Origin of the sequence: Amycolatopsis sp. NPDC051061 (assembly GCF_040682935.1) — a bacterium.
In the GTDB taxonomy this organism is placed as follows: Bacteria; Actinomycetota; Actinomycetes; order Mycobacteriales; family Pseudonocardiaceae; genus Amycolatopsis.
Window position 1 is genome coordinate 21,733 of record NZ_JBFBBZ010000058.1, and the last position, 22,023, is coordinate 43,755.

The following is a 22,023-nucleotide window of genomic DNA, read 5'->3' on the forward strand; positions in this document are numbered from 1 at the left end:
GTGGACAGCTCCGTTTCGGGAAACGCGAGTCAGGCCCGCGCCCGGCGCGGGCGACGGGTGGCGAGGCCGAGGCGTTTGAGGGCGTACTTGTCGAGCTGCGTCAGCAGCCCGTTGAGCACCAGCGTGATCGCCATCAGCACGATCAAACCGGCGAACTCGGTCGCGGCGTCGAGGTTCATGGCCGAGGTGAACAGCTCATGTCCCACCCCCTCGGCCGAGGCGATGAACTCCCCGCCGATCACGCCCAGGATGGCCAGCGGGCCGCCGGCCTTGAGCGCGGCGAAGAACGGGGCAGCCAGCGTCGGGATCGTCACGTAGCTGAGGACGTGGTGCCGCCGGCCGCCCATCACCTCGATGATCTCGACGAGTTCGCGGTCCCGCAGCCGCAGTCCCAGGTAGATGTTGTAGAAGACCACGAACGCCACCCCGGTCGCGGCGATGTAGATCTTCGACCAGGAGCCGATCCCGAAGAACAGCACGAACAGCGGCGCGAGCGCGATCTTCGGAACGCCGTTGACCGCCGCGACGAGCGGCTCCATCACCCGGCCCGCCAACGCGAAGGACCCGAGCAGCAGGCCCAGCACCGTGCCCGCCACCACGCCGATGCCGAACCCCGCCGCCACCTCGGTCGACGTCGTCCGGATGTCGATCCACCCCGACTCCGAGCCGAGCAGCGTCCAGAGCGCCTGCCACACCTCGGTAGGCTTGCTGACCGCGTATTCCGGGATCACCGGCCCGCTCATCACCTGCCACAGCACCAGGCAGAGCGCGATCACCGCGAGGCGCAGCAGGACCACCGCGGCCCCTCCCCGCCGGCGGCCGGCGTTCTTCCCCGGGGCGGCCGGGGCCTCGGTCTTCGGCACCGCGGTGTCGGTAGCAGTCACCATCGTCTGCTCCTTTCCTCGTCAGCCACGTCTCACGACAGGTACTTGTTGGTCCAGTTGTCGGCGGTGACCGCGGCGGGCTGCGGCAGCGCTCCCAGCGAGTTGATGAACTTCAGGGTCTTGTCCCAGTCCGCGGTGCTCATCGCGCCGCTCTTCGGCCAGTCGACCTGGTGGAGGCTGGCCTTGACGACGTCGGCCGGGACGCCGGCCAGTGCCTTCTGGGCCGCGGCCTGCACCGCCTCGGAGTCGAGGTTGGCGTTCAGGTAGGCGGTCGCCTGCTGTACGGCGGTGGCGACCTTCTTGGCGACGTCGGCGTGCTCGCTGAGGTAGCTGGTGCGGGCGACCAGGAGTTCGCCGTACCCCGCCTCGGCCGCGGACCACGCGGGAACCTTCACCGGGTCGGCCACCACGATGCCGTCGCCGGAGTGCTGGATGTCCAAAGGCGTCGGCTCCGAGGTGACGAACCAGTCGATCTGGTCGCTCTTCAGCGCGGTCTTGTCGGCGGCCGGGCTCGGCAGGGAAACCCATTTCAGCTTGGTCGGGTCGACCCCGTGGGCCTTGAGGAACAGCCCCGCCTCGGCCTTGGTGTTGGCCGAGCTCGCGCCGCCGGTCGAGCCGGCCAGTGCCTGGGCGACCTGGGCCGCCGGGCTGGCCGCGGTCAGCCCGTGCGCGCTCGCGAACTTCGTGCTGACGACCAGGCCCAGGGGATTCCCGCCGCCGTCCACCGCGATCGCCGTCTCCGGGATGTGCTTGCCGAGGGCGGAGAGGAAACCGGTCGGGCTGTCGTTGAGGAACTGCACGGACCCCGACTCGAGGGCGGAGGCGCCGGTGGACGCGGTCAGCGTCACGTACTTCACCTTCACTCCCTGCTGGGTGAAGAAGCCCTGGGCTTCCGCCACCTGGAACGGGATGTCGAAGATGTTGCCGCCGATGCCGATGGTGACCGTGTCGCCCGAGCCGCCGGCGCTGTCGCCGCAGGCGGTCAGCAACGCCGAGCCGAGCGCGGCGACCGTCAGCGCGGTGAGCGCACGCGTGAACTTCCTTGTTCCGCTGTGGGTCATCAGAACTCCTGTCACCAAGCCTGCTGGGTGGGGAAAAAGCGGGTCCAGAAATCGAGCCGGGCCGGGTCCGCCACCGGAATGGGCCCGAAGTGGGCGCCGAGCTCCATCACGGTCGCCGAGTCCGCCGCGTGGGCCGGCCAGTGCGGCAGGCCGGAGCCGTTGGGATCGCCGGTGGCGGCGAAGTTGGCCCAGTACGCCGACATGATCGCCGCGATTTCGCGGTCTTCACCGGTCCACGAAGCGCCGCCGGGGTCGAGGTTGCCGAAGACGAACTCGATCTCGGAGCTGTGCGACGCCCGGCGGGGATCCTGTCCCTGGGCGGGCGAACGGTGCGTCCAGAAGTAGGTGTAGACGGGCCGGCCGGCGTGCTCGGCCCAGCGGGTGCCCCACAGGTGGGTGGAGATCCGGGCGTTGTCGCGCACGGCGGCGCAGTGGGACCGGGCGGCGTCGTCGTCCGAGGCAGCCGGGTAGAGCAGGAGGAACTCCTCCGCCATCGCCCCGAACTTCCGCCGGGCCGCGGCGACGTGCGCTTCGCGTGTGACGTGCACCGGTGGCGCGCCCGGCCGCAGGACCGGCCCGCGAGCCCGGTGGTCGTCGAAAGCGGACTCGGGGATCGCCCCGCCCTCGTCCAGATTGTTGCCGGCCAGGTAGCCGACGTCGTTCTGCCGCCCACCGGCGTAGGTCTCGTCGTAGCCGGCGGGGAGCACCCAGCCGTCGACGACCGGGCGGAACAGGGGCGGCTTGGCGGTGCTGCCGGTGTCGACGTCGGTGTCGGTGTCGGCCGGTTCGTCGTCGATCAGCTGCTGCCAAGGCAGGGCGCGCAGTTGCGCGAGAGACCGCGCTCCCGCGTACCGGGCGCCGGCCGCTTCGGCGCCGGCCAGGGTCCGGTACGACGTGGCCAGGTAGCGCAGTTCGGGGTCGCGGGCGTAGCGGGCGTGGCTCTGCGCGACGGCCCGGTGGAACAGCCCGGCCGCCAACGGCGACATCGCGAGGAAGTTCACCGAACCGGCACCGGCCGACTGCCCGGCGATGGTCACCCGGTCCGGGTCGCCGCCGAAGGCCGCGATGTTCGCCTGGACCCACCGCAGGACCGCGACGCAGTCGAGCAGCCCGTAGTTGCCGGAGCCGCCGTGCCCGGACTCCTCGCTCAACTCGGGCGTTGCCAGGAAACCCCAGGCGCCCAGGCGGTAGTTGAAGGTCACGACCACCAAGCCCCGGCGAGCGAGGTGCTCGCCGTCGAACCGGGGGTCCGCTCCCGAACCGGTCCGGAAGCCGCCGCCGTGGATCCAGACGAGCACCGGACACGGCTGTGCGTCGGTGGCCGGCGCCCAGACGTTGAGGTACAGGCAGTCCTCGCTCATCGCCGGGTCGTGCGGCGGCTGCGGACACCTCGGCCCGAAGACGTCGGCCGGGCGCACTCCGGACCACCGGACCGGTGGCGCCGGCGGCCGCCAGCGCAGGTTCCCGACCGGCGGCGCGGCATAGGGAACACCTTTGTAGACGGTGACCGAACGGTCGCGCCCCGGTGTTCCCGACACGAAACCGGATTCGGTCTTCACCGGTTCGCGCATGGTGTTCACCTCCCTTCAACAGCCTTTTCAGCCGAGCACGAGTGCATGCCGGGCGGCACCGACGTGATGGCGCATCACGGCGACGGCCGCTTCGGGGTTGCGGGTGAAGATGGCGTGGAAAATGGCTTGGTGTTCCTCGAACGAGCCGGCCCTCGGGTGCTGCGCCGAGACGTTGCGGTACTGGCGCATGACGAGCGGGTAGAGCAAGGTGTCGTACGTCCGGGCCAGGGTGTGCTGATGGGCGGCCGTTTTCACCTGCTGGTGAAAGCGGCGGTTTCCGTGCGAATACGCCGCCTGGTCGCCGCGGGCCCGAGCGTCCGCCATGGTGTCCAAAGTGGCGCGCAGTTCGGCGATCTCGTCTTCCGTGGCCCGTTCGGCCGCCTTTCCGGCCAAGGCGGCTTCCAGCGTTTCGCGCGCTTCCAGGATGTCCTTCGCCTCTTCGGGTGAGAAGCTGCGGGTCCGGACTCCGCGGTTGACCTCACTGGTGACGTAGCCCTCCTGCGTCAGCCGCACGAGGACCGCGCGCATCGTGCTGCGCGAGACGGTGAACCTGGTGGTCAGGTCGGCTTCGGTGAGCCGCGTGTTCGGCTCGAGGGTGCCCGACAGCAGCAGCGAGCGCAGTTCCTCGTACGCCTGGCTGTACCGGGTGGCGGAACTCTTGTGCTCGCTCGTGGTGCTGCTGGTGTCCGTCATGCCGTCATGCCGGGGTGCCGGTGGAACCGCTCGTGGTGCTGACGCAGCAGATCGGCGCCGTAGTCGTTGCCGTTCGGGGTGCGGACGACGGTGTGGATGTGCCGCCGCGACGGCACGTCGTTGTCGAACATCACCCCGGCCTGGTGCTCGAACTCGACGAGGAGCACCGGGCTGTGCAGGCGGTAGTAGAAGACCGCGCCGGGCTTTCCGTCGCCGGCCCACGCGAAGTACGTCTCCCGCTCGTGGGCGAGGACCTCGTCCATCCGGACGCGGGCGTGCGCGTCACCGGCGCGGCCGACGTACAGGCCGAGCAGCTCGGCCGCGGTCGCGCGCTGCGCGGGCTTGAGATCGCCGAACGGCAGGCCTTCGTAGTTCAGCTTGAAGTTGTCGCGGAAGGCGCCGACGAACAGATCCGGCGGCAGCTCGTCGGCGATCATGGCCCGGCCGCGCTGGTGTCCGGTCAGGCTGGTGAACAGCTCCTGGCCGACGGCCTCCTCGCGCCGGAAAGCCGTGGTACCGGCGTACTTCCCCGATTCGGCGACGACCGGTTCGGCGCCGAGGAACGTCGGGGTGAGCACCATCCGGTCACCGACGAAGACGCAGTTGACGTTCACGTGGTGGCCGTCGAGCTGCCAGCCCCACGGGCCGCCCCGCTCGGGCTCGCCGTAGAGGCTGAACCAGTACAGCCATTCGTTGAGCAGGTCCTCCTCGCCGCGCAGCTCACCGATCGTCAGGTTGAGGTGCATCAGGTCGACGACCTGCGCGAAGCCGGCGTCGCTGAGGCTGGCGCGGACGATGTCCAGGGCCAGCTGCCGCTTGGTGTCGTCGAGTTCCTCCAGGCAGAGGCCGTGGCGCAGGAAGTACCGGGCGCCGTTGGCCCAGTGCCGCCAGGTCACGTCGTCCATCGGGAGCCGGCCGTCGGCCAGTTCGCGCGGGGTCAGCGCGGCCAGGTAGTCCTCGGCCGCGGTGCGCACGCCGCTGACGTCGATGCCGGTGCTGTGCACCGGAAACAGGCCGGGCCGGAGGCCGTCGGAGGTGGCGACACCGCGGAACGGCTCGTCCGCCGCCTTCCGGCGCCACTCGATCTTTTCGAGCAGCTCCGGCGTCCACCGCTCGGGTCGCCGCGTCGGGGCGCTGGGGCGGTACCGCAGCCCGGTCACGGCCGTCCTGCCTGCACGTCGATCTCCGACTTGAACTGGCTCCACAGGTCGTTGTAGATCTCCGAAAACTCGCGCGACTCGACGAGAGTGCCGATGTTGCGGGGCCGTTCGAAGGGGACCTGCAGGACGCGGCGGATCCGGCCCGGCCCGCTCGACATCACGACGACCTCGTCGGCGAGGTAGATCGCCTCGTTGAGGTCGTGGGTGACGAAGACGAGCGTGCCCTGCTGCTCTTCCCACAGGTTGAGCAGCTCCTGCTGGAGCTTGAGCCGGGTGATCGCGTCCAGCGGCCCGAACGGCTCGTCCATGAGCACGATCGACGGGTCGTAGATCAGCGCCCGCGCGATCGCGACGCGCTTCTGCATCCCCCCGGACAGCTCCCGGGGGTAGTGGTCCTCGAAGCCGGTGAGGCCCACGACCTTGATCCAGTGGGCGATGCGCTCGGTGCGCTCGTCCCTGGGCAGGTTGCGGAACTTCAGCGCCAAGCCGATGTTCGCCTTCACACTGAGCCACGGCAACAGGTTCGCCTTCTGGGTCACGTAGGCCGCGTGGGAGTTGACGCCGGTGACGGGCTCGCCGTCGAAGTGGACCTCGCCTTGGGTCGGGGCCAGCAGTCCGGCCGCCAGGTTCAGGATCGTGCTCTTGCCGCAGCCGCTCGGCCCGATCACGGCGACGAACTTCCGCCGCGCGACCCGGAGGGAGACGTCCTCGATGGCCGGTTGGTGTCCCCCCGGGAATTCCAGGGTGACGTTCTCGAAGCGGAGTGCTTCCACGCTGGGGTCACGCTGGTTCGTCGACAACTCTGTCTCCTTGACCGGCTACGGGTGAGGCGATCCGGCACGCGACGGCCGAACGGCGCCGTCACCGGCGTCTCAGCTCGCACCCGTCTCTGGATTGTCCGACAACTTGCGCCGTGAAGGTAACACCACCGGCGCGAGCCCCACAAGAACTCACAGGGAACTCAAAGATCCACGCCAGCTCAACTCGGTCACGCGGTCATGATTGCCGGACAATCCTGCTTGCCGCGAAGATTGGCCGGTGCTACCGTCACTCAAAGTTGTTTGACAATCTGCGCATCCGCAGGTTCGAACTACCGCACCCCGACCGGGGTCAGACCACGCGCCGGCCGCGGCTTGACGACCGCGTCGAGCGCCGCCGGCTCCCGGTGCGCGACTGCGTCCTCCAACGGCGAAGGGTTCAGGTACAACGATGTCACCCGATATGCAGCGCCGAACGTTCCTGGCCGCCGGCGCGGCGGCTGCCGCAGCGACCTTCCTGTCCCGGCCCTTCGCCGTGGCAGCAGCCTCGCCGGGCAAGAAGGGCGTGCTGCTGATGAACCGCATCGGCCCCTCCTCGGCCACTTTGTACATCGCCGACGCCGACGGCTCGAACGAGCGAAAGCTTTGGCAAGGCACGACTTACGACCGCCACGCCAGCTTCTCCGCCGACGGCCGGACCCTGTTCTTCACCTCGGAACGCGGCGGCGACGGCAACTCCTGCCTCTACCAGGCCGGCCTCAACGGATCGGGCCAGGGCGTCGGCGTCCAGGCCCTGGTGACGGGCCCGGCGGTGGACGACGGCGCCGTCCTGTCCCCGGACGGGTCGAAGCTGGCCTTCGTGTCCACGCGCTCGGCCGACCACAAAGCCCAGATTTGGTTGCTGGACATGCAAACCCGGAAACTGACCACCCTGACCGGCACCGCCGCGCTCGCCGGCGACCCGGGCAGCCCCGACGGCCACTTCAAACCGGCGTGGTCCCCCGACGGCCGGTGGATCGCCTTCTCCAGCGACCGCGACACAGCCTGGCGCGGCCACGACGACGGTCACGGCTGGGAGCACACCCAGGAACTGAGCATCTACGTGATCAGACCGGACGGCACCGGCTTCCGCCGGGTCGCGACCAAACCGGGGTACTGCCTGGGCTCGCCGAAGTGGTCACCGGACGGCAGCCGGATCGTCTACTACGAGATCACCACCGAAGGCACCTGGGGCGCCCACCGCCCGGAGGCCATCGGGGTCGTCGAATCCCAGATCGTCTCGGTCGACGTCGCGACCGGCACCCACCGCGTCGAGCACACTTCCGGCCCGCACTTGAAGGTCGCGCCGCAGTACGTCAGCGCCACCGAGATCGGCTACCTGATCAAGGGCGGCCCCGACGAGGGACTGGCCTACGTGTCGGGCACCCGCCCGCCGGTCAAGCGGTCGTTGCGCTCACCGGTCTGGTCGCCGGACGGGAAGTCGGTGGTCTACGAGAAGGTCGGCTTCACCACGCGCGCGCTCGACGCGCCGCTCTACAGCTGGGACCCCGACTGGGAATGCCGGTTCTGCGACGTCTTCCCGGTGCTGTCGCGGCAAGGCCGCCTCGCCATCACGCAGAAGCAGACCGGGTCCGCGCGATCCTCGATCGTCACCATGAAACCGGACGGCTCGGACCAGAAGGTCGTCTTCGACACCTCGGCGAGCGGTCTCGACCCGACGCTGGTCGCGAAGGGCCTGGCCGGCGCGTTCCGGCCCGCGTGGTCACCGGACGGCCAGTGGCTGGCGTTCGGCCTGGGCGGCTGGTTCCAGGAACGCGCGGTGCTGACGGCCGCGGTGATGCGGGTACGCAGCGACGGATCGGGCTTGCAGGCGCTCACGGACAACACGACCAACGCCGGCTTCCCGAGCTACTCCCCGGACGGCAACCAGCTCGTCTACCGCGTGTGGGGCGCGGCGAACGGCCTGCGCGTCCTCGACCTGACCACCGGAGCGACGCGCGTTCTCACCACCGAGTCCGACAACCTGCCCGACTGGTCCCCGGACGGCACGCTGATCCTCTTCACCCGCAAGACGAGCGCGACCAACTTCGACGTGTGCACCATCCGCCCCGGCGGAAGCGACCTGCGCACCCTGACCAGCAGCGGCGCGAACGACGGCCACGCCGTCTGGAACTACGACGGACGCATCCTCTACAACAGCGGCATGTACGGTTTCCGGGAAGAAGCCGCCCTGTACGACAACACCTTCCAGCCTTACGGCCAGATCTTCAGCATGAACGCGGACGGCTCCGGCAAGAAGCTGCTGACGGACAGCCAGTGGGAGGACTCCATGCCGCTCTACCTCACGCAAGACATCCTTTCCTTCTGACCGGTCCGGCCACCTTGTCCTCCTTCGCGCCCCGGCGGCGACAAGGAGATCAAGGGGGCCGCGTCCAGGGCGCCCCACCAGGACTGCCCTACGACCGCCCACCGCTGTCCGAGGCGCGACGTCGCTGGTCGAGCAGCAACGCCCGCCGCGCGGAGCCGACGTGGAGGCGCATCGCGGCCGACGCCGCTTCCGGGTTGCGGGTCACGATGGCCAGCAGGATCGCCCGGTGCTCGGCCAGGGAACCGGCGCGCGGGTGGCGTGCCGAGATGTTCCGGTACTGGCGCATCACCAGCGGGTAGAGGAGCGTGTCGTAGGTGCGTGCCAGCGTGGCCTGGTGCGCGGCTGCTTTCACCTGCTGGTGGAACGCCCGGTTACCCCGGGTGTAGGCGGCCTGGTCACCGCGTTCCTGCGCCTGCTCCATCGCCTCCAGGGTCCGGCGCAGCTCGGCGATCTCCCGGTCGGTCGCGCGCTCGGCGGCCTTGGCCGCCAGCGCCGCTTCCAGGGTTTCGCGGGCCTCGAGGATGTCCGCCGCCTCCTCGATGGTGAAGCTCCTGGTGCGGACACCCCGATTGACTTCGCTGGTGACGTAACCCTCCTGGGCCAGCCGGATCAGCACCGAGCGGATCGTCCCGCGCGACGCGCCGAACCTGCTCGTCAGATCCGCTTCGGTCAGCCGGGTGTTCGGCTCGTAGCCGCCCGAAACCAGCAGCGTGCGCAGCTCCTCGTACACCTGGCCGTAGCGCGTGGTCGTGGCCTTGACGTCGCTCACCTAACCGGACAGTCCCGGGTACAGCCGTCGCGCGGTACCGGCGAAGATTTCGCGCTGCTCGGACTCCGGGACCTCGGCCAGGACCTCCTGGGCGAGGGTGACGAGCTCGGGCAGGGACTGTTCGGCGGCGGGCAGATTCGACCCCCACGCGATCCGGTTCGCGCCGAAGGACGCCAGGACGGGGTCGAGGAACGCACCGGCTTCCTTGCCGGCGGCGTGCAGGGGTTCGAGGGTGCGGTGGGTCAGCTTGAGGTGCAGGTTCGGGTGGACGGCCAGCTTCGCCACCTCCGCCCCGGCGTCCGCGGGCGACTCCGCGACCGCGGGGTAACCCAGGTGGTCCAAGAGGATCCGCGCGGCGGGGAACCGGTCCAGCAGCGCGACCAGCTGCGCGGTCGCCGGGCCGAGCCGCATCTGCAGGCACACCGTGACGCCCAGCTCGGACGCCCGCTCCCAGAACGGGTAGCTCTCCGGTGCCGCGAACCATTCTCCCTGGGTGGGCACGGTGCTGCCGCTGGTGAACAGCCGCACGCCGGACAGGCCGCCCTCGCCCGTCGCGGCCGTGAGGTGCTCGGCGGCGTCGAGTCGCAGCGGGTCCACCGTCCCGACCGCGAGGAACCGGTCCGGTCGCCGCGCGCGGCTGTCGAGGACGTAGGAGTTGTCGTAGCCGTAGGCGGTAGTGGCCTGCACCAGCACGGCCTGGGCGATGCCCGCTTCGGCCATGCGCGCGGCTATCCCGTCGGCGTCGACCGGCCGGGTCGCGGCCCAGCTCGACTGCTTGCCGCCGAGCGGAGCGCGCGGATACTTCGCGAGGTCACCGGAGATGATGTGGCAGTGGGTGTCGATGATGTCCATGGGTTTCCTCTCAGGCGTCGGGGTAGTCGCCGTCGGCGAACAGCTGCTGCGGCTCCGCGTCGAGCAGGCCTTGCTCGCGCGAAAACGCGACCAGTGCCCGCAGGCTGCGGTCGTTGGCGGCCAGGCCGTACGGGATCGGGTCGGTACCGAGCTGCCGGGCCTGCTTGCCCAGCCGGGGCAGCGCCGACCACTCCGGGTCCGCCGCGACCTGACGCCGCTTGCTTTCGGCGAACGCGGCGTACAACGCGCTGGGCAGCCCGGGATCCCGCTCGACGACTTCGTGGCGCAGCGCGATCACCGAGTGCAGGGGGTAGATCCCGGTGCGCAGGTACCAGTCGGTGGCCAGGACGTCGTGGTCGGGGAACAGCGGGTACGGCCCGGTGTCGGCGGCGGGCTGCTCCGGCGAAGACGACCACCCGGCCCGCGGCGCGCCGGCGCGTCCCGTGCCGGCGTTGCCGCTCAGCGCGGCGTCGATCTCTCCCGCGCGCAGCAACTCACCGAGCGACCGGCCGTCGGTGACCCGCTCGACGTTCGCCGGGGCGCGGCCCTCGATGTGGTCCTCGTCGTCGACGACCCACGTGACCGAGCCGAGGTCGAGGCCGTATTCGTTCTGGAGGATGCCGCGCACCCACACCCCGGTGGTGACGGTGTAGGCGCGCACGCCGATCCGCTTGCCCGCCAGGTCGCCGGGGACGCTGATCCCGGACGCCGCCGCGCACTGGACGTCGGCATGGTGGAACCGGCGGTTGAGGAAGACCGGGATGGCCGTCAGTGGCACGCCCGCCTGCAGCGCCATCAGGTAGGACGTCGGCGCGAGCTCGCAGACGTCGAACTCGAGGTCGCGGATCATCCGCCGGTACGCCCCGATCACCGGGGAGACCTCGACCGGTTCCACCAGGTGGCCCGGGACTTCGACGTCGCCGCTCAGCAGGGCGCGGCCGTGTGCGTAGTCGCCCAGGACCATCGAAAGCTTTTCCATGTCGTGCCTTTCTTTCAGCCGAGACGGGAAGCGCTTACCCCGAGCGCCGAGCAGGTGCGGTCCACCAGTTCGTCGAACGAGACGTCGCGGGGCAGCACCTGCTGCTCCCGCGCGTAGCGGGCGACTTCGGTGACCGGCCCGCGCAGGGCCTCGAAGCCGGCCGGGGCACGCGCCGCGAGCGCGTCGTAGACCGCGAGGACGGCCTTGGCGTCCGCCTTCCGGTTGATCGCGACGACGTGGTTGACCGGCGTGAATCCCTTGCGGGCAGCCCACTTCTCCGCGACGGCGAGCGCGTCGGGAATGGCGGTGCGGATCCGGTCGTCGGAGGGCAGCTCGTTGCCGAGGATCCCGTAGCCGACCCCGCCGGCGAGGAACTCCGCGGGCAGCTTCGCGCCTTCCGGCGCCCTCCGCGCCCATGCCGGGTCGGTGTACTCGGGCAGGTGGCCGTCCTCGTAGGTGATCCAGTCCACTTCGGCCAGATCGATCCCGTACTGCTCGGTGAGGAAGCCCCGCACCCACACGCCGGTGGTCTGGCTCCACGAACGCACGCCGACGGTGCGCCCGCGGACGGCCTCGATCCCTGGCTCGGTCAAGGTCACCAGCGTCTGGTGCTGGTGCCGGCCGAGCGCGATGACCGGGAGCAGCGCCACCGGCTTGTCGTACGCGACCGCCTGCAACAGCGTCACGATCGCCAGCTCGCAGACGTCCGCGGTGCCGTCGTCGACGAACCCGCGCGACGCCTTGTGCACGGGACGGACGTCGAGGCGTTCGCCGCCGGCGGCTTCGACCGCCGCGGTCGCGAGGTCGTCGTTGCCCAGGATGATTTTCACGATCACACGTCCTCGCCGTACTGGATTCGCCGATAGGGCACGCTGAGCACGTCGCGCGTGATGCGGACGTCGATGACCGTCGGACGCGGGGCCCGCACGTACTCGACCAACGCGGCCCGCAGTTCGTCGACAGTCCGCACGGTCGCCCCGCCGCCGCCGAGAGCCTGGGCCACCGTGCCCAGCTCGGGCGTCGGGATCACCGCGAGGGCCGGGTCGAGGCCCTTGGCGGCGGCCTTGTGGTACTCCGCGCCGAGCCCTTCGTCGTTCATGACGACGACCAGCACGGGCAGGCGGTAGCGGCAGGCCGTCTCGAACTCCGGCAGGTGCATGAGGAAACTCGCGTCGCCCTCGACCACGAACATCGGCTCACCCTTCGCCACCACGGCGCCGATGGTCAGCAGCGGGGCCTGGCCGATGGCGCCGAACATGCCGTAGTTCGAGGTGACCTCGCGGGAGCGCTGGAACAGCATGGTGCCGAAGTCCGTCTGGTGCCCGCTGCCGAGCACCAGTCCGATCTCGCCCGGCAGCTCTTCGTCGACCACGGCGATCGCCTCGCGCGGGTCGAGCAGGCCGGGCTCGCGCCGGTACTCGGCCGGGTCGACCAGGGGCGCGGTGAGCCGGCGGTGCACGTCGGGGGTGTGGAAGCCTTCCGCCTCGACGCCGTCGAGAGCGCCGGTCAACGCGGTGAGCCCGGTGATCGCGTCCGCCTGGACGTAGCAGTCGGCGACCCGGCCGTTGCCCATCACCACGTTCGGCGCGGTGTCGATTTGCACGAACTTCGCGTCGGGGAACAGGTAGCCGCTTTCGATGGTGTAGTGGTTGAGGCTCGCGCCCACCGCCACCACGCAGTCGGCCTCCTGCAGCAGTTCCATCGCGACCTTGCTGCCGAACAGCCCGGCGATCCCGACGTGGTAGTCGCTCCGGCCGTACAGCCAGTTCTTGGCCTGCAAGGTCGTCGCGAGCAAAGCGCCGGTCCGCTGCTGGAGGGCGAGGACCTGCTCGGCCGCGCCCGCCTGCCGCGCGCCGCGCCCGGCGATGATCACCGGGCGCTTGCTCGCCGCGATCAGCTCGCGGGCCTGCTCGATCCGGTCCGGGTGTGGGAGCAGCCTCGGGGCCCGGAGCAGCTCGGTGGACGGCGAGTAGGGCATGACGTCCTCGAACTCCTGCAACTGGACGTCGATCGGCGCGCTGAGCATGACGGGCCGGGATTCGGTGCGGGTGAGGTGGAAAGCGCGCCGCACCACCTCTTCGGCGGAATCGGCCTTGGTCACCTGGAGGAATGCACACTCGATCGCGGCGGCGAAGCGGCGCTGGTCGAGGTACTGCACGGCGGAGTCGTCCCCCAGCGGGGTCTCGCCGCAGAACGCGACGAGCGGGATGCGGGCGCGGGCGGCCACGAGCATCGAGGTGGCGAGCTGCGCGACCCCCGGCCCGCTCGTGGTCGTCACGACGCCGGGCCGGCCCGAGGCGCGGGCGAACCCGTGCGCCATGCTGAGCCCCGCCCCCTCGTGCCGCACCTCGTAGAGGCGGGTGCCATGCCCGGACAGCGCGTTCATCCAGTGCATGTTGGCGTCGCCCATCATGCCGAACACGTCCGTCGTGCCCTCGGCGGCGAACGCTGCGGCCAGTGCTTCGTAGACCTTCACCGCGTGACCTCCTGCTCTTCGTGGTGGGGGAGCCAGGCCGCGAGGCGGGGGAACACGCGCAGCGCGTTGCCGCCGTAGATGGCACGCCGGTCCTCGGGGGTGATGGCAGGAATGGCCTCCAGCAGGGCCAAGGTGTCGTCGAAGCGGTGCCCGGTCTCGGGATCGACCGCGCGGACGGCGCCGATCATCTCCGAGGCGAACAGCACGTTGGCGGCGGGAACGACGTCGGTCAGCAGTTCCAGGCCGCGCTTGTGGTAGACGCAGGTGTCGAAGAAGACGTTGCCCAGCAACGACTCCTCCAGCGGCGGCCGGCCCCGGTCCAGCATCATCCCGCGGTAGCGGCCCCAGTGATAGGGCACGGCGCCGCCGCCGTGCGGCAGGATCAGCCGCAACGTCGGGAAGTCGCGGAACAGGTCCGACTCGCACAGCTGCATGAACGCGGTGGTGTCGCCGTTGAGGTAGTGCGCGCAGGTGCCCTGCACCGCGTCGTTGCGTGACATCGCGACGTGCACCATGGCGGGGACGTCCAGCTCCACCAGCTTCTCGTAGAGCGGGTAGTGGACCCGGTCGGTCAGCGGCGGGGCCTGCCAGTACCCGTCGGACGGGTCGGGGTTGAGCAGGCACCCGACGAACCCCAGTCCGGTGACGCAGCGCTCCAGCTCGGCCACGGAGTTGCGGACGGAGGCCGCCAGCGCGTCGCCGGGTGACTGCGGGAGCTGGCAGACGGGCGCGAACCGGTCCGGGAACAGGCCGCAGACGCGGGCGATGAGGTCGTTGCTCACGCGGGACCAGACGAGGCTGGTTTCGGCGTCGCCGTAGTGGTGCGCCATCTTCCCCGCGCCCGGCGAGAACAGGGTGAGGTCGGTGCCGCGCTCGCGCTGCAGCTTCAGCTGGCCGCCCTCGATCGCGGCGCGGATCTCGTCGTCGCCGATGTGCAGCTCGTCGGGCGAGACGCGCTCTCCCGCGTCCTCGAACGCCCGGATCTGACGTTCGCGCCACTCGCCGAGCGCGCGCGGCGCCGTGGTGAAGTGACCGTGGCAGTCGATGATCATGAAGGGTTCCTCCCGGTGAGTTCCCGGCCCCGCTCGAGACCGGGGTAGCTGCGCACCGGTGCGGTCATGAGAAAGCGGTAGCCCTCGTCGAGGACCTGCTCGACGTTGCGGGTGGTGACGTGCGGGTGCCCGACCACGACGTCGTGCTCCAGGCACGTCTTCACGATCCGGGCCCTGGCCTCGACCATCAGCGGGTGCTCGAGCTGCCGCGGCACGCCCAGCTCCTGGCTCAGGTCGCCCTCGCCGATGAGGATCAGGCCGATGCCGGGCACCTCGTCGAGGATCGCGGGCAGGTTCTCGATGCCGAGCTGGTCCTCGATCTGGATCACGGCCAGGATCTCGCCGTCCGGGTCGAGCGGCCACACGTCGGCCTTGGCGTAGTAGTCCTGCGTGGACAGCCCCCAGTACCGCGCGGCCGCGGCGGGCGCGTCACCGCGCAGTCCGGCCGGTTCGTAGCGGGCCACGTCGGGCAGCCGGGGGTAGCGGCACGCCGCGACGGCGTTGCGCGCCTCCTCGACGCGTGAGATGTGCGGCCAGACGATGCCGTACGCGCCGAGGTCGAGGGCCTGTTTCGCGTGCCACTGGCCGTGTTCCGCGCCGTTGACGGGAACCCGGACGAAAGGCGTGGGCGACGGGGCGAGGGTGCCCGCTTCGAAGATGCGGCGCCGGTCGAGCAGGTACTGGAGGCTGTCCCGCAGGTTCGCGGCGTCCCACGGCTTGTGCTCGGCTTCGAAGACCAGGCCGTCGTAGTCCGTGGCCGCGAAGTCGAGGGCCGCCGCAGGTTCGGGAGCGGCGAAGGCCGCGAAGGCGTGTTGCCCCGTTTCCAGGGCGGCGATCACGCTATTGAGCCTGGCCACTGCGCACCTCGCTCGGGTCGATCTGTCGCTTGTGGACGATCCGCAGCCACCAGGCCCGCAGCCGCGTCCACCCGGACGAGCGGCGCGGCTGGACCACCTCGGCGGTGCCGGCGCAGCGGCGGACCAGTTCGTCCGCGAAATCCCTGGTCATCCGGGAAACCACGGCGCCGGCGCCGGCTTCGATCAGCGAGGCCAGCTTGCCCGCGAGGGTGACTTCTCCCGTGACGTGGACCCAGGCACCACCGGCGTCTTCCCGGACGCGGAACGTGGCGTGCGCGGAGAAGCGCGTGGCGCCCTGCCCGTCCCGGCCCTTCGCCGAGAGGCATCCTTCCCGTTCGGGTTCGTCCAGGTCCAGCGACACCCGGGCGCCGAAGCGCACCCGGACGGCGCCGAACTTCACGACCAGCGTGCCGTCGAAGGAACCGTCCTCGTGCGACTGGCCGAGCTCGGCGCCGCTGATGCACGACACCACTTCACCGGGGTCGGATACGACCTCCCACACCCGTCCCGGCAGCGCGGGGACGGGGATCTCCTCGTCGATTTCGATCAAAGCTGGGACCTCGCTTGGCGGCCGTCGGATTGTTTAACAACTTGCCGAGCGACCGTAGCAGTCGCCGCGCGGGTCCGGCAATGAGATTGTTTAACGATCTGAGTGACCAGAGCTTGAAAACCCGAGATTGGCCGCGTACGGTCACCGATACTGTTCGACATTATGGTCGTTCGCTCGGCAGCTGAGGCGCCGGGACGCCACCCCTCTCGACCCCTGCACAACAGAGGAGTTGTCTCATGGCCAGGTCCCTGTCCGTCGCGGTGAAGTCCTACCCGCACACGGCGTTCCTCACCGATCCGGCGTTCACCGCGGGTGGGCACCCGGTCACGCTCGAGGCGGCCGACCCGATCTACCGCGCGTTCGCCCCGATGGTGCGTGAGCTGCGCTACGACGTCAGCGAGCTGGCCATCGCCACCTTCCTGCAGGCCCACGAGGCCGGAGCGCCGATCTCCCTGCTGCCGGTGGTGCTCAGCGGCGACTTCCACCACCACTCGCTGACCCGCTGGCCCGGTTCGGCGGCGCTCGCCCCGGCGGACCTGGCCGGCCGGCGGGTCGGGGTGCGCGCCTACAGTCAGACCACTGGCCTGTGGGTTCGCGGCATCCTGCACGAGGAGTACGGCGTCGATGCCAAGGACGTCACCTGGGTGACGACCGAGGAGCCGCACGTCGCCGAGTACGTCGAGCCGCCGAACGTCGAGCGCACGAGCGGGAAGGTGCTCGACATCCTGGGGCGCGGCGACGTCGCGGCCGCTGTCCTCGGGCCGCCCGCGCTCGACAGCGCCGAGGGTCCGCTGGTGCCGGTGATCCCGGACTGGCGAGCGGCTGAGGAGGCGTGGGGCGTCCGGCACGCGACGGTGCCGATCAACCACATGCTCACCGTCCGGCAGGACTTCCTGGAGGCCGAACCCGGCGCGGTGGCCGACCTGTACACCGCGTTCGGTGCCCGGATCGAGGAACGCAAGGCCGAACCGGACCCTGGTCCGCGCGTGCGCGCTCTACGGTTCGGCGTCACCGACGAACTCGTCGCCGGGCTCCAGGTAGCGATCGACTACGCGCTGCAGCAGAACGTCATCCGCACGCCGGTGACGGTCGCCGAGCTGCTCGCCGACTTCACTCGCCACCTCGGCTGAACCCCGCCCGCCCGTCCCCGATCAGAGGTGCCATGTTCAGCGTCGACACGCACACCCACATCATCTCCTCCGACACCACCGCCTACCCCGCCGCGCCGCTCGGCGGTCACCGTTCCGAGTGGTCGCGCGAGCGTCCGGCCGGCATCGACGGCCTGCTACGCGAGGCCGACGTCGCCGGCGTGGACCACCTCGTGGTGGTCCAGGCCTCGACGGTGTACGGGTTCGACAACAGCTACGTCGCCGACGAGCTCGCCCGGCACCCGGGCCGCCTCAGCGGCGTCTGCTCGGTCGACTTCCTCTCCCCGAAAGCCGTCGACGACCTGGGGCACTGGATCGACGAGCGCGGCTTCTCCGGCGTGCGCATCCGCGCCGCGGACGGCACCACCGCTGTGCCGACCCCGGGCCGCGGCCTGGACGACGAGCGCATGACGCCGGTGTGGGAGTTCCTGTCCGAGCGCCGGGTCCCGGTCTGCGTCCAGATGCACGCCCAGCACGCCCCGATCCTTTCCGGGCTCCTCCAGCGCTACGAAGGGTTGACCGTGGTCCTCGACCACGCCGCCCGCCCCCAGCTGGACAGTGCCGCCCCGTACCCTTCTCCGCTCAGCGGGACCGGCCGGGTCTACGTCAAGCTCACCCCGCCCGTCGTCCTGCGTGCCCAGCGTGAGGCCGGCTCCGCGGCGCCACTGGTCGAAACGCTGGTCAAGGAGTTCGGCGCGGACCACGTGCTGTGGGGCTCCAACTTCCCCGCTTCCGCCGGATCACTGTCCGAACTGTCCGATCTCGTAGGTCGCCAGTTGCCGGCGCTCGACGAGGACGAACTCGCCCTGATCACCGGGGGCACCGCCGCTCGGCTTTACGGCGTCACCGTCGCGGAGGGACAGTGAGTCCCATGCGCCACCGCCGCCTGCGCAGGTTGACTGCCATCGCCGTCCTCACGGCGCTGCTCGGCACGGCCTGCAGTGAACCACCGCCGGTGCCCGACGCCAAGAACCTGGCCGAGCTGTACCAGGCCGCCAAGGCGGAGGGACAGGTCGTCTGGTTCGCCCCGAAACCCGAGGCGCAGATGCGGAAAGCCATCCAGGCTTTCCAGAAGAAGTACCCCGGGATCGCCGTCAAGTACACCAACAAGAAGGCCCCGGACCTCGTCACGCAGCTGAACGTGGAGCAGGCCGCGGGCCGCGTCAGCTTCGACGTCTCCAACGCCGGCGGCCTCACCGTGCTGCCCTCGCTGGACATGGCGGCCCCGGTGGACTGGGCCCGCTACCAAGTGCCCGGTGCGCAGATCTTCGACGGGAACTTCGTCTACGTCTGGGCCGTGCCGAAGGTCTGGGCGTACAACACGAACGCCGTGCCCGCCGCTTCGGCGCCCCGCAGCTGGGACGACCTGCTGTCCCCGCGGTGGAACGACGGCAAGCTGACCGTGGAGTCACGTGGCTCGTTCATGACGGTGTGGGCGCAGGACCCGGCGCTGGGCACGGACGCCGGCCGCGACTACGCCTCCCGCCTGGCGCAGCTGCACCCCCACTTCACCGACAACACCACGCAGGCGCACACGAACATCGTCTCCGGCCAGACCCCGGCCGGCACCGACCTGATCAACCTCGTGCTGGACGACCGCGCCAAGGGCGCGCCGATCGCCGTGGCCCCGGTCGGCCCGACCAACGCCAACAAGGCGTACCTGTTCGTGCCCGAAGGGTCACCGCACCCGGCGGCAGGCCGGCTGCTCACCGCGTTCCTCGCCTCGGCCGAGGGCCAGGCCGCGCTGGCCGGCAGCTACAACTCGATCCTCCCGACCCGCACCGACTGTTCGCAGGCAAGCCGCAACCGTGTCGTCGCCGCCTTGTGCGCGGCCGGTGTCCAGTGGTTCAGCGAGACCGACATCAAGCAGTACGAGCGGTTCTCCGGCTTCTTCCCCCAGATCGAGCAGGCCATGGGCACCGACGTGAACTGACCGGCCCGCCGTCCACTTTGGAGACTCCAACGATGCAGTCCGTCACCCGGGTCGCCCCCGCCGCGCCCCCTCGCCGACCCGACGAGGCCCGCCCCCACCGCCGCGACCGCGTGCTCACCGCCGTCAACATCGCCATCGGCGTCCTGCTGGCCTACCTCGTGCTGTTCCCGCTGGGCATGCTGATCTACAGCAGCCTCAAGGACAGCGAGCTGAAGCTGCCGTTCCAGATCCCCGGCTTCACTATCGGCAACTTCACCAAGATCTTCTCCTCGCCGCGGGTGCTCGAGGTCGCCGTCAACTCGCTGGTGTTCGTGGTCGGCACCGTGGCACTGGCGCTGGTCATCAGCGTCAGCCTGGCCTACCTGTTCGAGCGGACCGACATCCCCGGCCGCCGGTTCCTCGCGCCGAGCGCGCTGGCGCCGATGGCCGTGCCGGCGACGGTGATGGCGGTGGCCTGGGTGCTGGCGGCCAACCCGGCGAACGGGCCCGTCGCCCTGCTCGTCCGGCGGGTCTTCGGCCTGTCGGTCGACATCTACTCGCTGCCCGGGATGATCCTGGTCGCCGGCATCTTCGGCGTCCCGGGGATGTACCTCATGCTCGCGCCGGCCTTCGCCCGGCTCAACGTCGAGTTCGAGGAAGCCGCCGCGGCTTCGGGCGCCGGCTGGTTCACCCGCACCCGGAAGGTGGTCCTGCCGCTCACCCTGCCCGCCATGAGCGCCGCCGCGATGCTGCTGGCCGTCATCGCGCTCGAAGAGTTCGCGATCCCGTCCATCCTCGGCACCCCGGACCAGATCTTCGTGTTCAGCAGCCTGGTCCAGGCGGCCCTGCAGCCGCCGTCGGGCCTGTCGGACTACGGTCGGGCCAGCGCCTACGGCGTGCTGCTCGTCCTGCTGTCGCTGGTGCTGATCGCCGTCTACCGGCGGCAGACGCGGGAGTCGCACCGGTTCCAGGTGGTGAGCGGCAAGGGCTACCGGGTCACACCGGTCCGGCTCGGCCGGTGGCGGGTTCCGGTGGCCGCCGCCGTGACGCTGTACGTGCTCGTCGCGATCGTCATCCCCATCCTCACCCTGGTGTGGACGAGCCTGACGCCGTTCCTGCAGCCCATCAACCTGCACAGCCTGGGCGATCTCGGTTTCGGCAACTACGGCGCGATCTTCAGCAACCCCAGCCTGACCCACGCGGTGGTCAACACCCTGGTGATCAGCCTGGTGACGGCGACACTCACCGCGGGCCTCGGCCTGTGGCTGGCGCTGGCCTCGACCCGGGGCGGGCGCGTCGGCCGGGCGCTGTTCGACCTGACGTTCCTGGTCTTCGCCGTCCCCAGCGTCGTGCTGGGCGTCGCGGTCCTGTTCCTGTACCTGTTCCTGCCGATCCCGGTCTACGGCACGATCTGGATCATCGTCATCGCGCTCACCACGCGGTACGCCCCGCGCGCGTCACGGATGATCCAGACCGCCCTGCTGCAGCTCGACGGCGGCCTCGAAGAGGTCGGCCGCGTCTCCGGTGCCCGCCGCGGCACCGTGCTGCGCCGCGTCGTGCTCCCGCTCGCCGCTCCCTCGGTGACCCGGACCTGGCTGTGGGTCTTCGCCAACGCGCTGGGCGAGCTCCCCATCGCGCTCCTGCTGTCCAGCTCCGACAACCGCACCGTCGTGGTGCTGCTGTGGGACATGATCGGCGAGAGCGCGAACTACCCCGAGGCCAGCGCCCTCGCGGTCCTGCTGCTCGCGCTTTCCGCCGGCTCCGTCTGGTGGGTCAACCGCCGTGGCTCCCAACAACACATGTGAGGTGTGGTTCCCATGCAGAACGCGGTTGTGATCTCCGGGCTGGAGAAGCGCTTCACCCGCAAGCAGGACGACGCGGTGAGTCTGGCGGTCGACAACGTCGGCTTCACCGTCCCGCCCGGCAGCTTCTACACCCTCTTGGGCCCCAGCGGGTGCGGCAAGACCACCACCCTGCGCTGTCTCGCGGGGCTGGAAAGCGCCGACCGCGGGGAAATCTCGATGAACGGCAAGTCCGTCTTCTCCGCCGACGACCGGCGTGACGTGCCACCCGAGGATCGGCCGATCGCGATGGTGCCGCAGTCCTACGGGATCTGGCCGCACATGAAGGTCTTCGACAACGCTGCTTTCCCCCTCCGGTACGGCCGCAAGACCTGCTCCCGCACCGAAGTGCGGACCCGGGTGCTCGCGATGCTGGAGCAGGTGGGGCTGGCGGAGTACGTGGACCGGTGGTCGACGCAGCTCAGCGGCGGCCAGCAGCAGCGGCTCGCGCTGGCGCGGGCTCTGCTCTGCGAGCCGGAGGTCCTGCTCCTGGACGAGCCGCTGTCCAACCTGGACGCCAAGCTGCGCGCGCAGCTGCGTGCCGAGCTGCGCTCCTTCCAGCAGAGGTTCGGCGTCACGACCCTCTACGTGACGCACGACCAGGGCGAGGCGCTGGCCATGTCCGACACGATCGTCGTGATGAACAAGGGCCGCATCGAGCAGATCGGTTCCCCGGCGGAGATCTACGACTCGCCCGCGTCCCGGTTCGTGGCCGACTTCGTCGGCAGCGCCAACCTGATCCCGGGAGTGCTCGACGGGACGGCGGGCGCCCGCGTGGTCGAGGCCAAGACGTCCATCGGGGTCCTTCGGTGCGAACGGTTCACCACCCCGCCCGCGGCCGGCCGCGAAGTCCACGTCTGCATCCGCCCCGAGCACATCCGCGTCGTCGACGAGATCCCGGAAACCGGGGCGGCCAACCGGTTCCCGGCGCGGATCACGGCGACCGAATACCTCGGCGACCGCCGGGAGGTGGTCGTCGCCGTGGACGACGTGGAGCTGCGTGCGCACGCCGACGCGCACCTGGCCGCCCGCCCGGGTGACGACGTCGGTGTCGTGCTCGATCCGGCGTGGACGGTGGCGCTCTGGTCCTGA

General features: G+C 70.4%; 20 protein-coding genes. 6 read left to right on the forward strand and 14 right to left on the reverse strand.

Features of this window, described 5'->3' with window-relative positions; genetic code table 11:
• Window positions 1-29 precede the first annotated feature (29 nt).
• From AB0N03_RS44680 to AB0N03_RS44705, 6 genes are read right to left on the reverse strand one after another with little or no spacing between them, the layout of a single operon-like run.
• Complete coding sequence (locus AB0N03_RS44680; protein ID WP_364386212.1) at window positions 30-887, reverse strand: ABC transporter permease; 858 nt, start codon at window positions 885-887, stop codon at window positions 30-32.
• Between the two features lie 29 nt (window positions 888-916).
• A complete protein-coding gene (locus tag AB0N03_RS44685; RefSeq protein ID WP_364386214.1) occupies window positions 917-1,945 on the reverse strand; it encodes an ABC transporter substrate-binding protein in 1,029 nt (342 codons plus the stop codon).
• A gap of 11 nt (window positions 1,946-1,956) precedes the next feature.
• A complete protein-coding gene (locus tag AB0N03_RS44690) occupies window positions 1,957-3,516 on the reverse strand; it encodes a carboxylesterase family protein (RefSeq protein WP_364386216.1) in 1,560 nt (519 codons plus the stop codon).
• Window positions 3,517-3,543: 27 nt separating this feature from the next.
• The gene (locus tag AB0N03_RS44695) at window positions 3,544-4,209 is read right to left on the reverse strand and encodes a GntR family transcriptional regulator (RefSeq protein WP_364386218.1); all 666 of its coding nucleotides are present in this window, start codon (window positions 4,207-4,209) and stop codon (window positions 3,544-3,546) included.
• Window positions 4,206-5,369 (reverse strand): DUF3500 domain-containing protein, encoded by a 1,164-nt coding sequence (locus AB0N03_RS44700; protein ID WP_364386220.1) that lies wholly within the window; start codon window positions 5,367-5,369, stop codon window positions 4,206-4,208. Before AB0N03_RS44700 ends, AB0N03_RS44695 begins: the two co-directional genes overlap by 4 nt.
• Entirely contained in the window at window positions 5,366-6,169 is an 804-nt protein-coding gene (locus AB0N03_RS44705) for an ABC transporter ATP-binding protein (RefSeq protein WP_364386222.1), read from the reverse strand. The genes AB0N03_RS44700 and AB0N03_RS44705 overlap by 4 nt, the downstream gene beginning before the upstream one ends.
• Window positions 6,170-6,578: 409 nt before the next feature.
• Between AB0N03_RS44705 and AB0N03_RS44710 the strand changes: the two genes are divergently transcribed.
• Window positions 6,579-8,495: a hypothetical protein gene (locus AB0N03_RS44710; protein WP_364386224.1), complete on the forward strand. Its 1,917-nt coding sequence runs from the start codon at window positions 6,579-6,581 to the stop codon at window positions 8,493-8,495.
• 88 nt (window positions 8,496-8,583) lie between these two features.
• Here AB0N03_RS44710 and AB0N03_RS44715 read toward each other — a convergent pair whose 3' ends face one another.
• From AB0N03_RS44715 to AB0N03_RS44750, 8 genes are read right to left on the reverse strand one after another with little or no spacing between them, the layout of a single operon-like run.
• Entirely contained in the window at window positions 8,584-9,264 is a 681-nt protein-coding gene (locus AB0N03_RS44715; protein WP_364386226.1) for a GntR family transcriptional regulator, read from the reverse strand.
• Window positions 9,265-10,116: an amidohydrolase family protein gene (locus AB0N03_RS44720; RefSeq protein ID WP_364386228.1), complete on the reverse strand. Its 852-nt coding sequence runs from the start codon at window positions 10,114-10,116 to the stop codon at window positions 9,265-9,267.
• 10 nt (window positions 10,117-10,126) lie between these two features.
• Entirely contained in the window at window positions 10,127-11,095 is a 969-nt protein-coding gene (locus AB0N03_RS44725; RefSeq protein WP_364386229.1) for a hypothetical protein, read from the reverse strand.
• A gap of 14 nt (window positions 11,096-11,109) precedes the next feature.
• Complete coding sequence (locus AB0N03_RS44730) at window positions 11,110-11,925, reverse strand: hypothetical protein (RefSeq protein ID WP_364386231.1); 816 nt, start codon at window positions 11,923-11,925, stop codon at window positions 11,110-11,112.
• 2 nt (window positions 11,926-11,927) lie between these two features.
• Window positions 11,928-13,571, reverse strand: a complete 1,644-nt coding sequence (locus AB0N03_RS44735) for a thiamine pyrophosphate-binding protein (RefSeq protein ID WP_364386233.1) — start codon at window positions 13,569-13,571, stop codon at window positions 11,928-11,930.
• A complete protein-coding gene (locus AB0N03_RS44740) occupies window positions 13,568-14,623 on the reverse strand; it encodes an amidohydrolase family protein (protein WP_364386235.1) in 1,056 nt (351 codons plus the stop codon). Before AB0N03_RS44740 ends, AB0N03_RS44735 begins: the two co-directional genes overlap by 4 nt.
• Window positions 14,620-15,462, reverse strand: a complete 843-nt coding sequence (locus AB0N03_RS44745) for an aldolase/citrate lyase family protein (protein WP_364386237.1) — start codon at window positions 15,460-15,462, stop codon at window positions 14,620-14,622. Before AB0N03_RS44745 ends, AB0N03_RS44740 begins: the two co-directional genes overlap by 4 nt.
• Window position 15,463: 1 nt before the next feature.
• Window positions 15,464-16,030, reverse strand: a complete 567-nt coding sequence (locus tag AB0N03_RS44750; RefSeq protein WP_364386239.1) for an SRPBCC family protein — start codon at window positions 16,028-16,030, stop codon at window positions 15,464-15,466.
• Window positions 16,031-16,266: 236 nt separating this feature from the next.
• On the opposite strand from AB0N03_RS44750, the gene AB0N03_RS44755 reads away from it, so the two are divergent.
• The 5 genes from AB0N03_RS44755 to AB0N03_RS44775 are packed head-to-tail and all read left to right on the forward strand — an operon-like array spanning window position 16,267 to window position 22,023.
• A complete protein-coding gene (locus tag AB0N03_RS44755) occupies window positions 16,267-17,160 on the forward strand; it encodes a hypothetical protein (protein WP_364386241.1) in 894 nt (297 codons plus the stop codon).
• Window positions 17,161-17,192: 32 nt separating this feature from the next.
• Window positions 17,193-18,044: an amidohydrolase family protein gene (locus AB0N03_RS44760; protein ID WP_364386243.1), complete on the forward strand. Its 852-nt coding sequence runs from the start codon at window positions 17,193-17,195 to the stop codon at window positions 18,042-18,044.
• A 5-nt stretch (window positions 18,045-18,049) separates the two neighbouring features.
• Window positions 18,050-19,111 (forward strand): extracellular solute-binding protein, encoded by a 1,062-nt coding sequence (locus AB0N03_RS44765; RefSeq protein ID WP_364386245.1) that lies wholly within the window; start codon window positions 18,050-18,052, stop codon window positions 19,109-19,111.
• Between the two features lie 32 nt (window positions 19,112-19,143).
• On the forward strand, window positions 19,144-20,895 hold the full coding sequence (locus tag AB0N03_RS44770) for an iron ABC transporter permease (protein WP_364386247.1): 1,752 nt from the start codon (window positions 19,144-19,146) through the stop codon (window positions 20,893-20,895).
• Window positions 20,896-20,907: 12 nt separating this feature from the next.
• A complete protein-coding gene (locus AB0N03_RS44775; RefSeq protein WP_364386249.1) occupies window positions 20,908-22,023 on the forward strand; it encodes an ABC transporter ATP-binding protein in 1,116 nt (371 codons plus the stop codon).

Coding starts and splice junctions, on each gene's coding strand:
- AB0N03_RS44740 (WP_364386235.1), bottom strand. CDS start 14,623: ATGATCATCGACTGCCACGGTCACTTCACCACGGCGCCGCGCGCGCTC.
- AB0N03_RS44765 (WP_364386245.1), top strand. CDS start 18,050: ATGCGCCACCGCCGCCTGCGCAGGTTGACTGCCATCGCCGTCCTCACG.
- AB0N03_RS44775 (WP_364386249.1), top strand. CDS start 20,908: ATGCAGAACGCGGTTGTGATCTCCGGGCTGGAGAAGCGCTTCACCCGC.
- AB0N03_RS44725 (WP_364386229.1), bottom strand. CDS start 11,095: ATGGAAAAGCTTTCGATGGTCCTGGGCGACTACGCACACGGCCGCGCC.
- AB0N03_RS44770 (WP_364386247.1), top strand. CDS start 19,144: ATGCAGTCCGTCACCCGGGTCGCCCCCGCCGCGCCCCCTCGCCGACCC.
- AB0N03_RS44710 (WP_364386224.1), top strand. CDS start 6,579: ATGTCACCCGATATGCAGCGCCGAACGTTCCTGGCCGCCGGCGCGGCG.
- AB0N03_RS44685 (WP_364386214.1), bottom strand. CDS start 1,945: ATGACCCACAGCGGAACAAGGAAGTTCACGCGTGCGCTCACCGCGCTG.
- AB0N03_RS44690 (WP_364386216.1), bottom strand. CDS start 3,516: ATGCGCGAACCGGTGAAGACCGAATCCGGTTTCGTGTCGGGAACACCG.
- AB0N03_RS44755 (WP_364386241.1), top strand. CDS start 16,267: ATGGCCAGGTCCCTGTCCGTCGCGGTGAAGTCCTACCCGCACACGGCG.
- AB0N03_RS44680 (WP_364386212.1), bottom strand. CDS start 887: ATGGTGACTGCTACCGACACCGCGGTGCCGAAGACCGAGGCCCCGGCC.
- AB0N03_RS44760 (WP_364386243.1), top strand. CDS start 17,193: ATGTTCAGCGTCGACACGCACACCCACATCATCTCCTCCGACACCACC.
- AB0N03_RS44720 (WP_364386228.1), bottom strand. CDS start 10,116: ATGGACATCATCGACACCCACTGCCACATCATCTCCGGTGACCTCGCG.
- AB0N03_RS44695 (WP_364386218.1), bottom strand. CDS start 4,209: ATGACGGACACCAGCAGCACCACGAGCGAGCACAAGAGTTCCGCCACC.